Raw genomic sequence first — 14623 nt, 5'->3', positions numbered from 1 at the left:
AGGGCTAAGCTTTTTTTAGCATTCCTTAAACAAATTAATAGCATCTGGGCTTTGTGCTATGCGTTCGCTTCCCCAAGCACACATTAGGTTTAACACTTCTCTTAGCGTTTCCCCTTCAGTTGTTAACGAGTATACGACCTTTGGTGGTATTTCGTCATATAAAGTACGTTTAATAATGCCGTCATGTTCTAACTCTCTCAGCTGCTGGGAGAGCATTTTTTTTGTGATGTTTGGAATGACGCGCTGTAGCTCGCTGAATCGAAGAGCTTGCTCTTTCAAATGACAAAGGATTACAACCTTCCATTTCCCTCCAATCACTTCGAGAGTAGCTTCTACAGGAATATTATATTTAGTAGCCTTCAACGTTATCTCTCCTTATGCAATGTAATAGAAGGATGTCAATTGGATAATCTATTAATTGAATTCGTTAAGGAGGTTACTTCTTGGTAACCTGGTTACACGAAAGTGCCGTCTATTCATGGATGTACGATTCCATTATACTGAAATCAATCTTAAATATGAAGGAGGAAACAATAATGAATCAACCATATCCACGTTCGTTTTCACATATCGGGCTTTCTGTTCCTAATGTGGACGAAGCCGTTAAATTTTATAAGGAAGTACTAGGGTGGTACGTCATTATGGAGCCATCTGAAATTATAGAAGATGACAGTGCAATTGGACAAATGTGTACAGATGTTTTTGGCTCTGGCTGGGGGAAGTTTCGTATTGCGCATTTAGCAACAGGAGATAAAATTGGTGTAGAAATCTTTGAGTTTCCTCAAAATGAAACGCCTGAAAATAACTTTGAATTTTGGAAAACAGGCATTTTCCATTTCTGCGTTCAAGACCCTGACATTGAAGGACTTACAGAAAAAATTGTTGCTCATGGTGGAAAGCAACGTATGCCAATTCGTGAGTATTATCCAAATGAGAAGCCTTACAAAATGGTGTACTGTGAAGATCCATTCGGCAATTTAATCGAAATCTATACGCATAGTTACGAACTGACATATTCAGAAGGAGCATACTAGGATGAAAGCTTTACTTTTAGAAGAAAAGGGACAATGGGAACACATGAAGGTGAGAGATAGTGAAAAGCCTGTGCCTGATGCTGGAGAAGTAGTAGTACGCGTACGAGCTGCTGCTCTTAATCCCGTTGATTATAAAACGGCAACGGGTGGAAACCCAAGCTGGTCATATCCCCATATCTTAGGATTAGACGTAGCGGGTATTGTTGAAGAAGTAGGTGCACATGTGACCGATATTCAAGTCGGGGATCGTGTTGTCTATCATGGTGACTTAACGAAAAAAGGTGGTTTTGCTGAATATGCTGTGACAACGGCTCATACGGTATCTGTTATCCCACAAGGCGTATCGTTTGAAGCGGCGGCAGCGTTACCTTGTGCTGGCTATACCGCATACCAAGCGCTATTCTCTAAGCTTCATATCGAGAAAGGTCAATCTATTTTAATTCATGCGGGAGCTGGTGGAGTAGGCGGTTTTGCGATTCAACTTGCCAAGCAAGCAGGGTTGACCGTCATTACGACAGCATCTAAAAAAAATCATGCGTACGTAAAATCACTAGGTGCTGATTATGCCATTGATTATAAAGAGGCGAATTTTGTGGAAGAAACGCTTGCGATTACAAACGGGTTAGGTGTTCATGCTGTTCTGGAAACGGTTGGAAGGGAAAATGCAAATAAATCACTAGAAGCACTTGCATTTAACGGGCAAATCGCTTTTATTGCAGGGCCACCTGACGTGAATAGCGCCATTTCATTTGCACATCCACTTTCTTTTCATCAAGTTGCATTAGGCAGTGCTCACCAATCAACTAATCGTCAAGAGCAAACAGCTCTAAAGGAAATAGGAGATGTCATGCTGCAACTTGTGAAAGAAGGGAAGCTAGATCCGCTTGTTGAGAAAACCATCTCTTTAGATGAGGTTCCACAAGCATTAACACAGTTAGCTAGTCGTACCGTGACAGGAAAAATCATTGCAGTTCTATAAGCATAAAGAAATAGCTCCCCTTGTGTAGGGAGCTATTTCTTTGTTTATTAATGCTTTACAGGACCTTGAATGCCCATGCCTGTGTTTGCTTTAACTAATACTTCATCAAACTTCTTCGCATCTGCTTTTTCACTTGAGACAAGCGTACCGATAATAGCAGCTAAGAATCCAAGTGGAATTGAAATGATCCCTGGGTTAGTGAGCGTAATAAGCGGTTCCCCAACAAAGATGGCTGCTCCTGCCTCAGGTGACCAAACGTTAGGACTAATTGCTACAAGAATAAGGGAGCTTAGTAAGCCTACAAGCATCCCTGTTACTGCACCTGTAGTATTAAATCGTTTCCAAAAAATCGTAAACAAAATGATTGGTAAGTTTGCACTAGCTGCTACTGCAAAAGCAAGTGCTACTAAAAAGGCTACGTTCATATTTTGAGCAAATAATGCAAGAATAATGGAGATAATTGATACACCGATTGATGCCCAGCGTGCCGCAACAACCTGTTCTTTTTCCGTTGCCTCACCACGACGAACGATATGGCTATAAAAGTCATGTGCAAAAGCTGAAGCTGCTGATAAAACGAGCCCCGCAACAACTGCTAAAATCGTTGCAAACGCAACGGCTGATACAAAAGCAAATAAGAAATCTCCGCCTAAAACTTGGGCTAATAGCGGAGCTGCCATGTTACCAGCAGAGTTTGCCGCAATAATTTCATCGTATCCAACAAAGGCTGCTGCACCAAATCCTAAGAAGATAGTCATAATGTAAAACGCACCGATAATCCATGTTGCATAAATAACGGATTTTCTTGCTGTAATTGCGTCTTTTACCGTAAAGAAACGGATAAGAATATGAGGTAATCCTGCAGTACCAAGCACTAAAGCTAAGTTTAAAGAAATCATATCAAGCGGGTTGGTAAACTTGTTTCCAGGATTTAAAAAGCCTTCGCCAAGAGGTGTTGCTGTCTTCATCTCTGAAAACATTTTTACGATGCTAAAATCAAACTTTGCAAACACCATCACGGAAATAATAAATGTCCCGATCATTAATAAAATAGCTTTGGCAATTTGAACCCAGCTTGTTGCTGTCATGCCACCAAATACCACGTAAATTGTCATTAAGACACCAACGATTAAAACAGAGTAGACGTAGTCAAGTCCTAGTAATAAATGAATAAGTGCGCCTGCGCCTACAAGCTGTGCAATCATATAAAAGATTGAAATCGTGATAGTATTTAAAGCCGCAACTCCACGAACTTTCTTTTGGTCAAAGCGTGCAGCAATCATGTCAGCCATCGTATATTTTCCAAGATTACGAAGTGGTTCTGCCACAACATACAACACAACAAGGTAAGCAACTAAAAATCCGATGCTGTAAAAGAAACCATCGAACCCAGAAAGCGCTACCATTCCTGCGATACCTAAAAATGATGCGGCAGACATATAATCTCCAGCAATCGCCATTCCATTTTGTAGACCTGTTAAGCTTCCGTCAGCCGTATAGAAATCACTGGAAGTTTTGGTTCGTTTAGAAGCTAAGTATGTGATTACGAGCGTTAATCCAACAATTACGAGAAATAGTGAAAATGCAAGTCCATTCATTAACAGATCCTCCTTCTTTAGCGAGCTTCAGCTTTAATTACTTCAACTAGTTCGTCAAATTTAGCTGCGCGACGGGTATAAAGAATACACAGTGTCCACGTCATAATAAATTGAGCAAAAGCAAATACCCATGCCCATGTCATTGATAAAAAAGCAGGTTGATTTAATACGTTAGAATAAGCTGTTAAAATAGGTAGTGTAAAATAAAAAGCTAGGAAAAATAGTGATAATGGTAAAATGAAATTTCGTTTTGTTTTTAAGAGCTGTTGGAAAGATGGAGATTGAACAATTTTCGTATAGTCTGGTGAGGTAGGTTGTTCTTCGGTTTTTTGTAACGAGCTTCCGTTCATCGCCAATGAAAATACCCCCTTTAAATTAAGTTTGGAACATATTGGATAGATGTTCCTGTACACCGTCATTATATTGTTTTCAGAAAAAAAAGTAAATTTAGATTATATGACAAAAACTAAGAAATATCGACATTTCCTCTAGCTGTAAAAAAGTAAAAGCTAGAGAAGAGATAACTATGAAAGAGAATTGGATATAATTGTAGCATAATATGAACAAGCTCAAAAAAGGCTATTTACATCATAAAAAAGTTATTTTACCTAATGATATTTTTTATTGAGATAATAAAAAGATAGGTTTATTTATTAAAGAAACTTTTTTACTAAGAAGGTATTTATATGATTCTGTTATACATTATATAGATAATATAAAAATATGTTATATAACAGAAAATGAGATGATAGAAAAAGGTGACACGATGGCATTTGGATTAAAGCGTGAAGAGTTATATGCATGGAAGGAAGCTGTGAATCGAGGAGAGATTGCATTTTTAACTCACTATTGGATTGATGAACGATTTCCGGGTGCAACAACGGTAACAAAAGTAGGTTGCAGCGATATAGCAAAACTCATTCAGTGGGGAAAGAAATATAATATTCCATCTAGATATATTGATAATCGTTCAGGCTACCCTCATTTTGATTTACTGGGACAACGGCAGCGCGAAATACTAGCAGCAGAAAATAAGTTAGATCAGCTAGAGAGATTTGAAAACAACGGCTCGAAATGAGCCGTTATTTAAACTGATTGTTTTTGGGTTTTCTTTATGACGATGAGCATATAAACACTAATTGCGGCGTATGAAATAAGTGAACTTACTACTAACCCAATAGACTCTGATATTGAAAGAAAATCTATAATAACTTCAGGTAAATAAAGAAAAATAGGAATTAAAATGCTCACCCATGTTTTGGACCAAACTGATACGGCTATTAAGAATGTGATCGCTGCTAGTGCACTTACCAAGCCACTCAGTGAGTACAAGCCACCAGAAACAACAAAAAGTTTTATTTCTGCCTTTCTCTCTAGAAATACAAGCGCAATAAACCCACCAATCGATAAGACACTGTAAGGGATAAACAGAGTGAGCAAAGCTAATCCTGACAATTGTCTAGCTGCCACAACACGAAAGAGACTTAGCAAAATAAGCACCATAACCATAATGAAAATAGGCATGCCAATAAGCGTGTAGGCAGAATATGCAATATCACCATGAATGGCATCGCCAAGCAAGCTGTAAGCAAATACGCCTAAAATAATCATTGGCAAGTACTTCAACCATCCCATTAAGTCAGTCTTCATTTCACTTGATAAGTTTTCCATATATGCTTTTGGGGATTGACCGATAATGTGGTGAACACTTTTCCCGTCTTGTTCTGCATCTGATAAATGATGAGATAACTCAAGAATAATATCTTCTGTTTCCCTTTCGTTTTTTCCGCTTGAAAACAAATAAAGGCGTAAATTTTGCAAAAAATCCGTGCTTTCTTTTGATAACGTCATATTCATTCCCCTTTCTATTTTTTGTTGTTCATTAACTGATTAACGCTGTGTGATAACAAATTCCAACGTTCTTGAAAGTCCTTTAGCTCTTGTTGTCCTTCAGGTGTTAACGTATAATACTTTCGTTTTGGACCATTAGGCGAAGCTTTCATAATGCTTGTGATAAGCTGTTCTTTTTGCATACGGAGAAGGAGTGGGTAAATGCTGCCTTCACTTACCATATGAAAACCGTGGGCTTCCAATTTTTCAATCATTTCATATCCATATGTTTCACCTTTTGAAATGACTGCTAATAAACAGCCTTCTAAAATTCCTTTTAACATCTGAGTTGAAGACACAAACCGTTCCTCCTTAACTACCTTGTAATATAAGATAGTGGGTTAAAAAATGTTACTATTTTGCATTACAAGATACACAATACTAATTTCTGTAAAAATATTCAAGTGCTTTCTTGTTTAATTAGTAAAAATCGTGGAATACCAATTATAGAAGGGTTTGATATTCTCTTTTATAGGGAATTTTATCGAAGTGAGTTTCTTTATTTGATAAAAAATTATACCGTAATTATAATAAAATTATTATTCGGCTAAAGGAGGAGCTTAAAATGTCTGAAGTGGGTACATTAAAAAAAGGATTAGATATCTTCTCTTTATTAATAAAAGAGCCGAATATGACAATTTCTGAAATGATGAATGTGCTTCAATATAATAAAAGCACCATGTATCGCTTAGTGAGTACACTTGAACAAAATGAGTTCATTGAAAGAACAGCCGATCACCGCTATCGCGTTTCTGCTGTGCTATTATCTCAGCTATCTGGTGGGAACAGCTACGATTTAAACTGGTTTTCTGTTCCACCAATGGAGAAGCTGAATCAACAAACAAACGAAACTATTTATGCGGGAGTTATTTCTGATAACAAAATGGTGACAACTCAAGTTGTGAGCGGCGAATACTATAGCACGCGTACACATTCAGAAGTAGGGAATAAAAAAGCAATTCATGCAAACGGTATTGGAAAGTGTATTCTTGCCTATCAGTCAGAAGAAGTGCAAAATCAAATCATTGAACAACTGGCGTTTGAAATTTTTACTTCTCATACTCTTACATCTCGTACAGCTTTGGAAGCGGAGCTGCATAAAATTCGTGAGCAAGGCTATGCGGTTGATAATGAAGAGGGGGAAATTGGATTAAGGTGTATTGCAGCACCTGTAAGAAAAAATGGGCAAGTCGTTGCTGCTGTAGCACTTTCAGGACCTTCGGGTCGAGTTTCTCAAGATAAAGATGAACATCATGCTAAGCTTGTCAAAAAATGTGCCGATGCAATTTCTCACACAATGACTCACAAGTTGTGATTCAAATATACAGTTATAGAGGGGATGAATTCTAATGAACAATTTACAATCAACAACAAAGTTAGCAAATGGCGTTGAAATGCCATGGTTTGGTCTAGGTGTATTTAAAGTAGAAGATGGACAGCAGGTAGTTGACTCAGTGAAATGGGCAATTAACGCAGGTTACAAAAGTATTGATACAGCCAAAATTTATGAAAATGAAGAAGGCGTAGGACAAGCAATTAAAGAAGCAGGTGTACCACGTGAAGATCTTTTCATTACAACAAAAGTATGGAATGCAGACCAAGGCTATGAGTCAACGTTAGAAGCGTTTGAAACAAGCTTAAATAAACTAGGTCTTGATTACTTGGATTTATATTTAATTCACTGGCCGGTAGAAGGAAAATACAAAGACACTTGGAGAGCGCTAGAAAAGCTATATAAAGATGGCAAAGTAAAAGCAATTGGCGTATCGAATTTCCAAATTCATCACTTAGAAGATTTAATGAAAGACGCTGAAGTAAAACCAATGGTTAACCAAGTAGAGCTTCATCCATTATTAACTCAAGTAGAGCTTCGAGACTTCTGTAAAAAGAATGATATTCAAATTGAAGCATGGTCTCCATTAGCTCAAGGTGAATTATTAGATAACGCGGTACTGAAAGAGATTGCAGATAAGCATGGTAAATCAACAGCACAAGTTATTTTACGCTGGGATTTACAAAGTGAAATTGTAACAATTCCAAAGTCTGTTAAAGAGCACCGCATCGTTGAAAATGCATCAATCTTTGACTTTGAACTTTCTCAAGACGATATGGCTAAAATCGATGCACTAAATAAAAACCATCGCGTTGGTCCAGACCCAGATAACTTTGACTTTTAATAAAGAACGAATCATAAAGAGCGTCGCTTGTTCCAAAGCGACGCTCTTTTATTGTTCATGTTGTCTTATTGTATACAAAGCATATAACAGATACTTTGGATATAGTTAACGAGTTTCTTCTATTATATAGTTACTATATAATTACGCTTTACTAAGCTTCTTTTGAATCGGAATGTACAAATCAATTTGCTTATCTGTTTTTCCAAAGCATCTTTCATCATACAGCTCAAACTCCATTGAACCGTAATGTTCGTATCCTGATTGTGGAAACCACTCTGTGAAAACATAGTTCCACGTAGATTGAATGGAGAACGTAAAGTCGTCTTCACTGGACTTAGGCGTTGTGAAAACAGCATAGTCTATTTTAGGAAAGCTACGATATGTTAAGCCTTCAGGTGCTGCAGTATCTTCTTGCACTTCCATTCCAATTATATAGGTAAATTCACCCGTAGAAGGGGTAAAGTCTGTGCAGATTCCTAGCTCTTTGTTTTTATATAATGGCTTGGGTATCTTAGTACTAAGCTGATTTTTAAGATAATGAGTCCAAAACGCAGGAATATCTTTGTTGTTTTGACCGTCGACGTTTTTTGTTCGTAATTCATATCCTATAATGTGAAAAGCATCTTTTGTGATTAACATAGGTTTCACTTTGTTTCCTCCTGTTACTGGTTTTTGTAGATAGGCTTTTCCACGCAGGGGTCCACACAACATATTGGCACTGCGATATTCTTTTGGCGATAGTCCATATACCTTTTTAAAAGATCGATTAAATGATTCGGTGTATTGAAAGCCAAGGTCAAATGCAATATCAATTACTTTATCATTTGTGTAAAATAATCGTTGAGCTGCAGCCGTTAATTTTCGTTTTCGCACGTATTCCATGACGGATTCACCAACTAGCGTTTGAAAGACTCGGTGGTAATGAAATGGAGAAAAACAAGCTACTTCAGCTAACTGCTCTAAAGTAATTGAGTCATGCAAATGATCTTCAATATAATCAATGGTGTTTAAGACACACTGTTCATACGTCATTTTGTTTCACCTACCTTATTGTTACTATACCAATAAACATCATGTGGTTCTTAACATTACTTGCTCAATATTTACAGGTATTTAAACGAGTTTCTTCTATTATATATGTACGTTTTTTTTTGAAAAAGAAAATAGGTGAAAATATTTGTGTTGTCAACAAAGCAATTTCATGATATATTATTAATGTAAACGGTTACATATAAAGGAGGGGGGCATTCGTATGGTAACAATTCGAGACGTAGCGAAGCATGCTGGTGTATCTGTTGCGACGGTTTCTCGCGTGCTTAATAGCACAGGCTATGTACGCGAAGATACGAGAGAAAAAGTCATGCAAACAATTACATTACTAAACTATAGTCCAAATGAAGTAGCACGATCTCTATATAAGCGTGAGTCACGCTTGATTGGATTGTTGCTTCCAGATATTACGAACCCATTCTTTCCACAGCTTGCGCGCGGTATTGAAGATGAAGTGCATAGCCAAGGATTTCGTCTTTTATTTGGAAATAGTGATGAAAATCTAAAAAAAGAAGCGGCTTATTTACATACGTTTACTCAAAATCACGTTGTTGGTATGATTACAGCCAGAACGATATCTGATGATGAAACGTATGAAGGTTTAGGCTTTCCGGTTGTCTTTTTAGACCGTACATCGCCTCAATATCCATCAGTATATGCGGATGGAAGAGAAGGTGGGAAAATTGCTGCACAAGAAATTATAAAAAGAGGAAGTAAACAAATTACTCTTTTAAAAGGTCCTCCAAACGTAAAGCCAGCTCAAGAACGTTTTCAAGGTGCACTTGAAACGTTAAGCGCAGCAAACGTCGATTTTCAAGTGATGAATACGACTTCATTTTCGTTTCATGAAGCGAAGAAATGGGCAAAAGAACTGTTTGAAAAGCATGCCAATACAGATGGAGTAATTGCCAGTAATGATATTGTAGCAGCAGCTATTTTACATGAAGCTTTGCGGCTAGGAAAGATAATTCCAGATGAGTTACAAATTATTGGATTTGATGATATTCCTCAAAGTGAACTGTTATTTCCAGCACTTTCAACAATTAGACAGCCCGCTTATGAAATGGGAAAAGAAGCAGCAAAACTGTTATTAAAATATATCAAAAAAGAAATTGTTCAGGATAAACATATTGAATTACCGGTTGCGTTTATTGAAAGAAATACAACAAGAAAGGTTGATTAAGATGGTGAAAATTTCGGTTATTGGTAGCTCATCAATGGATTTAGTAGTTACTTCAAGTAAACGTCCAGGCGCTGGAGAAACAGTGCTTGGAGAATCGTTTAAAACGGTTCCGGGAGGAAAAGGTGCAAACCAAGCGGTAGCAGCAGCAAGGCTTGGAGCAGAGGTATACATGATTGGCCGAGTAGGTGATGATCATTATGGAAAAGCCATTTTAAATAATTTTAAAGAGAATGGTGTTAACATAGATTATGTGGAACCGGTTACACACATGGAAAGTGGAACTGCCCATATTATTCTAGCTGAAGGTGATAACAGTATTGTTGTTGTAAAAGGAGCGAACGACCTTATTACGCCAGAATATGTAGACCAGGCAAAAGAAATTGTTAAAGCATCCGACATTGTACTTATCCAGCAAGAGATTCCAGAAGAGACAGTTGAATACGTAGCTTCGCTTTGTAAAGAAGTTAATGTGCCTCTTCTATTAAATCCAGCCCCAGCAAGAGAATTAAAAGAAGAGGTTATTGAACAAGTGACGTACTTAACGCCAAATGAGCATGAAACAACGGTTTTATTTAAAGACAAACCGAAGGAAGAAGTGCTCCATAAATATGCGAACAAGCTGTTTATTACGGAAGGTAAAGCGGGCGTTCGTTATTTTAACGAAAAGGAAGAAGTGCTTGTTCCTTCATATAAAGTAGAAGCCGTAGATACAACAGGTGCAGGAGATACATTTAATGCTGCTTTTGCTGTAGCGCTAGCGGAAAAGAAAAGTCTGAATGATAGCATTCGTTTTGCAAACAGAGCAGCTTCATTATCTGTCACAAAATTTGGAGCTCAAGGCGGTATGCCAACTAGAGAACAAGTTGAAGGGAACTTATAGAGATGAAACGTCACGGAATCTTAAATAGTCATATTTCAAAAGTGCTAACAGATCTTGGCCATACGGATATAATTGTCATTGCTGATGCAGGTTTACCAATCCCAGACGGGGTAGCCCGTATTGATTTGTCTTTAAAGCTAGGTGTTCCTAGTTTTAAAGACGTCGTAGATACAGTAAGAGATGACATGGTTATTGAAAAAGTAATTCTTGCACATGAGATTAAGGAAAATAACAAAGAAACAATGAACTATATGAACGAAGCCTTTTTCGACACAGAAAAGCAGTTTGTTTCACACGAAATACTGAAAGCGTTAACAAAGGAAGCGAAAGTCGTTATCCGAACAGGAGAAGTAACGCCCTATGCAAACTGTATTTTACAAGCAGGAGTTATCTTTTAAAAGGGGTGAATAGTATGCACATTAAAATGTCCAATGTTTATAAAGCATTTGGTACAAACCAAGTACTTTCAGGTGTTGATTTTGAACTGCTACCTGGAGAAGTTCATGCATTAATGGGAGAGAACGGTGCAGGAAAATCAACGTTAATGAATATCTTAACCGGACTTCATAAGCGAGATGAAGGCAGAATTGAAATTGATGGCCAAGAGCGTTATTTCTCAAATCCAAAAGAAGCAGAACAAGCAGGAGTTACCTTTATTCATCAAGAATTGAACGTTTGGCCTCATATGACGGTTCTTGAAAATTTATTTATTGGAAAAGAACTTTACTCACCGTTTGGAATTTTGAAAACAAAAGAAATGAAAGCGCAGGCCAAAAAGCAATTTGATCGCTTAGCTGTCAACATTCCACTAGAGCAAGAAGCAAGCTTATGCTCTGTGGGTGAACAGCAAATGATTGAAATTGCCAAAGCGTTAATGACGAATGCGAAAGTAATTATCATGGATGAACCAACAGCAGCGTTAACGGATCGTGAAATTGAAAAGCTATTTGAAGTAATAAATGGATTAAGAGCCCAAGGTGTATCCATTGTTTACATTTCACATCGAATGGAAGAGATTTTTACCATCTGTGATCGTATTACTGTTATGCGCGATGGAAAAACAGTAGACACAACACCGATCCCCGAAACAAACTTTGATGACGTTGTGCGTAAAATGGTAGGGCGCTCACTGACCGATCGATTCCCAAGCAGGCAAACTAAAATTGGAGAAACGGTATTGGAGCTAAAAAACTTAACAAGAAAACATGCCTTTCATGATATTTCGTTTTCTGTAAAATCAGGAGAAGTTGTTGGAGTAGCTGGTCTTATGGGAGCTGGACGCACTGAAATTATGCGTGCTATTTTTGGTCTTGATCCTATTGATTCAGGAGAAGTTTTGGTAAACAACCAATCTGTCAAAATTAAAACACCAGACGAAGCAGTAAAGCATGGAATCGGTTTTATTACAGAAGATCGAAAAGACGAAGGGCTTGTATTGGATTTTTCAATTCGAGAAAACATTGCGCTTCCAAACCTAAAAAGTTTTTCAACAAAAGGAATGATTGCTGAAAAAAGTGAGCGAGAGTTTGTCGAGTTGCTTATTAAGCGTTTAACGATTAAAACGCAGTCAGCCGACATTAGTGCGGGTAGCTTATCAGGAGGAAACCAGCAAAAGGTAGTTATAGCGAAATGGATTGGTATCGGACCGAAGATATTAATTTTAGATGAACCAACTCGCGGAGTAGATGTTGGAGCCAAGCGTGAAATTTATCAGCTTATGAACGAGTTAACAGAACGTGGAGTGGCAATTATCATGGTCTCTTCAGAACTTCCAGAAGTATTAGGTATGAGTGATCGCGTTTTAGTAATTCATGAAGGAAAGCTAGCGGGAGAATTATTAAAAGAAGAAGCAACGCAAGAAAAAATTATGACATATGCAACAGGAGGTCAGTAATATGAATACGCCTAACGATTTACAGTCAAGCAAAGGAAATTATATGTCTAACATGATGCAAAAGCTAGGACCACTACTTGGACTCTTTATTTTAGTAGTCATTGTATCGGTATTAAATCCTAGTTTTTTGGAACCGCTTAATATTTTAAACTTGCTTCGCCAAGTAGCGATTAATGCATTGATTGCATTTGGAATGACATTTGTTATTTTAACAGGAGGAATTGATTTATCAGTCGGTTCAATTTTAGCTCTATCCAGTGCGTTAATGGCTGGGATGATAGTCTCAGGAATTGATCCAATCTTAGCGATTTTAATTGGGTGTTTATTAGGAGCTGCAATGGGCGCAGTAAACGGTTTGTTAATTACAAAAGGGAAAATGGCACCTTTTATTGCAACACTTGCTACAATGACTATTTTTAGAGGCTTAACGCTCGTTTACACAGACGGTAATCCCATCACTGGACTTGGAGACAATTATTATTTCCAACTATTCGGTCGTGGTTATTTCTTAGGCATTCCAGTACCAGCTATCACGATGATGCTTGCATTTATTGTATTATGGGTTATTTTACACAAAACACCGTTTGGACGTCGCACGTATGCAATTGGCGGTAATGAAAAAGCTGCGTTTATTTCGGGAATTAAAGTACCGCGCGTTAAAATTATGATTTATTCATTAGCTGGATTATTAGCTGCATTAGCCGGAGCAATCTTAACATCACGTCTAAATTCTGCTCAGCCAACTGCTGGTACTTCCTATGAATTAGATGCCATCGCAGCAGTTGTTTTAGGTGGTACAAGCTTAACAGGTGGTAAAGGACGAATCGTCGGAACGTTGATTGGTGCACTTATCATTGGAACATTAAATAACGGCTTAAATTTACTCGGCGTTTCTTCGTTCTATCAGATGGTTGTGAAAGGGATTGTTATCTTAATTGCGGTACTAATTGACCGTAAAAAAGCAGCGTAGGAGGGATCAACGTGAAAAAAGTATTATTACTTATTATGTCTTTGTCCGTTTTGTTACTAGGGGCATGTTCCTTAGAACCACCAACTTGGGCAAAGCCTTCTCAAAGTGGAGATATCAAAGATATGAAAATTGGATTATCGGTTTCTACTTTAAATAACCCATTTTTTGTGTCATTAAAAAATGGTGTCGTAAAAGAAGCAAAAAAACAAGGTATTGAAGTAATTGTAGTTGATGCACAAAACGACTCTGCCAAACAAATCAATGACGTAGAAGATTTATTGCAGCAAGGAGTTAACGCGCTGCTTATTAACCCTACGGATTCTTCTGCTATCTCCACAGCAGTTCAGTCAGCAAATGGTATCGGAGTACCGGTTGTGACGCTTGACCGTTCATCTGAAAAAGGAAAAGTAGAAGCGTTGGTAGCATCTGATAACGTAAAAGGTGGCCAAATGGCTGCAGAGTATGTGGTGAAAACATTAGGAAAAAATGCAAAAGTTGCAGAATTAGAAGGAGTACCTGGAGCTTCAGCAACGCGTGAGCGAGGAAGCGGATTCCATAATATCGCAGATGAGCAATTAGACGTTGTAGCTAAACAATCTGCTGATTTTGATCGTACAAAAGGGTTAACCGTGATGGAAAATGTCCTGCAAGGAAACCCTGATATTCAAGCGGTATTTGCCCATAATGATGAAATGGCGCTAGGAGCTATTGAAGCAATTACTAGTTCAGGAAAAGACATTGCAGTCATAGGTTTTGATGGCAACGAGGACGCTCTTAAAGCTGTTGAGTCAGGTGCATTAACTGCGACTGTTGCTCAGCAACCAGAACTTATTGGAGAACTTGCTGTAAAAGCAGCAAAAGATGTGTTACAAGGTAAAAAAGTTGAAGAAAAAATCTCTGCACCATTAAAACTTGTTACAAAGGAATAATAAAAACATAAAGCCTCTTGCCTAGTTTACTAGGCAAGA

At 37.8% G+C, this 14623-nt stretch carries 17 protein-coding genes; 11 read left to right on the top strand and 6 right to left on the bottom strand.

Annotated elements, in window-relative coordinates; all coding sequences use genetic code 11:
* Window positions 1-15: 15 nt before the first annotated feature.
* Window positions 16-363 carry a winged helix-turn-helix transcriptional regulator gene (locus EPL02_RS06215; protein WP_094912276.1) on the bottom strand — a complete coding sequence of 116 codons (348 nt, stop codon included), beginning with the start codon at window positions 361-363 and terminating at the stop codon, window positions 16-18.
* 173 nt (window positions 364-536) lie between these two features.
* Between EPL02_RS06215 and EPL02_RS06210 the strand changes: the two genes are divergently transcribed.
* Both EPL02_RS06210 and EPL02_RS06205 read left to right on the top strand, forming a co-directional pair.
* The gene (locus EPL02_RS06210) at window positions 537-1034 is read left to right on the top strand and encodes a lactoylglutathione lyase family protein (protein ID WP_094912277.1); all 498 of its coding nucleotides are present in this window, start codon (window positions 537-539) and stop codon (window positions 1032-1034) included.
* A gap of 1 nt (window position 1035) precedes the next feature.
* A complete protein-coding gene (locus EPL02_RS06205) occupies window positions 1036-2013 on the top strand; it encodes a zinc-binding dehydrogenase (protein WP_131887274.1) in 978 nt (325 codons plus the stop codon).
* Window positions 2014-2060: 47 nt separating this feature from the next.
* Here the strand turns inward: EPL02_RS06205 and EPL02_RS06200 are convergent, their stop codons facing one another.
* Complete coding sequence (locus EPL02_RS06200) at window positions 2061-3611, bottom strand: solute symporter family protein (protein WP_131887273.1); 1551 nt, start codon at window positions 3609-3611, stop codon at window positions 2061-2063.
* A gap of 17 nt (window positions 3612-3628) precedes the next feature.
* Window positions 3629-3961, bottom strand: coding sequence for a DUF485 domain-containing protein (locus EPL02_RS06195; RefSeq protein WP_094912434.1), 333 nt, complete (start codon window positions 3959-3961; stop codon window positions 3629-3631).
* 416 nt (window positions 3962-4377) lie between these two features.
* Between EPL02_RS06195 and EPL02_RS06190 the strand changes: the two genes are divergently transcribed.
* The gene (locus EPL02_RS06190; protein WP_131887272.1) at window positions 4378-4689 is read left to right on the top strand and encodes a hypothetical protein; all 312 of its coding nucleotides are present in this window, start codon (window positions 4378-4380) and stop codon (window positions 4687-4689) included.
* A gap of 8 nt (window positions 4690-4697) precedes the next feature.
* On the opposite strand, the gene EPL02_RS06185 is transcribed toward EPL02_RS06190, so the two are convergent.
* On the bottom strand, window positions 4698-5462 hold the full coding sequence (locus EPL02_RS06185; RefSeq protein ID WP_131887271.1) for a hypothetical protein: 765 nt from the start codon (window positions 5460-5462) through the stop codon (window positions 4698-4700).
* A gap of 14 nt (window positions 5463-5476) precedes the next feature.
* Window positions 5477-5800 carry a PadR family transcriptional regulator gene (locus EPL02_RS06180; RefSeq protein WP_094912282.1) on the bottom strand — a complete coding sequence of 108 codons (324 nt, stop codon included), beginning with the start codon at window positions 5798-5800 and terminating at the stop codon, window positions 5477-5479.
* Window positions 5801-6066: 266 nt separating this feature from the next.
* Here EPL02_RS06180 and EPL02_RS06175 point away from each other — a divergent pair, with 266 nt between their 5' ends.
* A complete protein-coding gene (locus EPL02_RS06175; protein WP_131887270.1) occupies window positions 6067-6816 on the top strand; it encodes an IclR family transcriptional regulator in 750 nt (249 codons plus the stop codon).
* Window positions 6817-6850: 34 nt separating this feature from the next.
* Entirely contained in the window at window positions 6851-7678 is an 828-nt protein-coding gene (locus EPL02_RS06170) for an aldo/keto reductase (protein WP_131887269.1), read from the top strand.
* Between the two features lie 141 nt (window positions 7679-7819).
* Here EPL02_RS06170 and EPL02_RS06165 read toward each other — a convergent pair whose 3' ends face one another.
* Window positions 7820-8710 (bottom strand): AraC family transcriptional regulator, encoded by an 891-nt coding sequence (locus tag EPL02_RS06165; protein ID WP_094912285.1) that lies wholly within the window; start codon window positions 8708-8710, stop codon window positions 7820-7822.
* Window positions 8711-8930: 220 nt separating this feature from the next.
* Here EPL02_RS06165 and EPL02_RS06160 point away from each other — a divergent pair, with 220 nt between their 5' ends.
* The 6 genes from EPL02_RS06160 to rbsB are packed head-to-tail and all read left to right on the top strand — an operon-like array spanning window position 8931 to window position 14584.
* A complete protein-coding gene (locus tag EPL02_RS06160) occupies window positions 8931-9911 on the top strand; it encodes a LacI family DNA-binding transcriptional regulator (protein WP_131887268.1) in 981 nt (326 codons plus the stop codon).
* Between the two features lies 1 nt (window position 9912).
* Complete coding sequence (gene rbsK / locus EPL02_RS06155; RefSeq protein ID WP_131887267.1) at window positions 9913-10791, top strand: ribokinase; 879 nt, start codon at window positions 9913-9915, stop codon at window positions 10789-10791.
* A 2-nt stretch (window positions 10792-10793) separates the two neighbouring features.
* Complete coding sequence (rbsD, locus tag EPL02_RS06150) at window positions 10794-11189, top strand: D-ribose pyranase (RefSeq protein WP_131887266.1); 396 nt, start codon at window positions 10794-10796, stop codon at window positions 11187-11189.
* Window positions 11190-11203: 14 nt separating this feature from the next.
* Window positions 11204-12685, top strand: a complete 1482-nt coding sequence (locus tag EPL02_RS06145) for a sugar ABC transporter ATP-binding protein (RefSeq protein WP_131887265.1) — start codon at window positions 11204-11206, stop codon at window positions 12683-12685.
* A gap of 1 nt (window position 12686) precedes the next feature.
* Window positions 12687-13655: a ribose ABC transporter permease gene (gene rbsC, locus EPL02_RS06140; RefSeq protein WP_094912290.1), complete on the top strand. Its 969-nt coding sequence runs from the start codon at window positions 12687-12689 to the stop codon at window positions 13653-13655.
* Between the two features lie 35 nt (window positions 13656-13690).
* Window positions 13691-14584: a ribose ABC transporter substrate-binding protein RbsB gene (gene rbsB, locus EPL02_RS06135; RefSeq protein ID WP_413691473.1), complete on the top strand. Its 894-nt coding sequence runs from the start codon at window positions 13691-13693 to the stop codon at window positions 14582-14584.
* The last annotated feature ends 39 nt before the right edge of the window (window positions 14585-14623 follow it).

Source organism: Bacillus sp. CBEL-1 (genome assembly GCF_004348885.1).
In the GTDB taxonomy this organism is placed as follows: Bacteria; Bacillota; Bacilli; order Bacillales; family Bacillaceae_H; genus Priestia; species Priestia aryabhattai_A.
The sequence above is the reverse complement of the archived record's forward strand: the minus strand, read 5'-3'. Positions and strand labels throughout refer to the sequence as shown.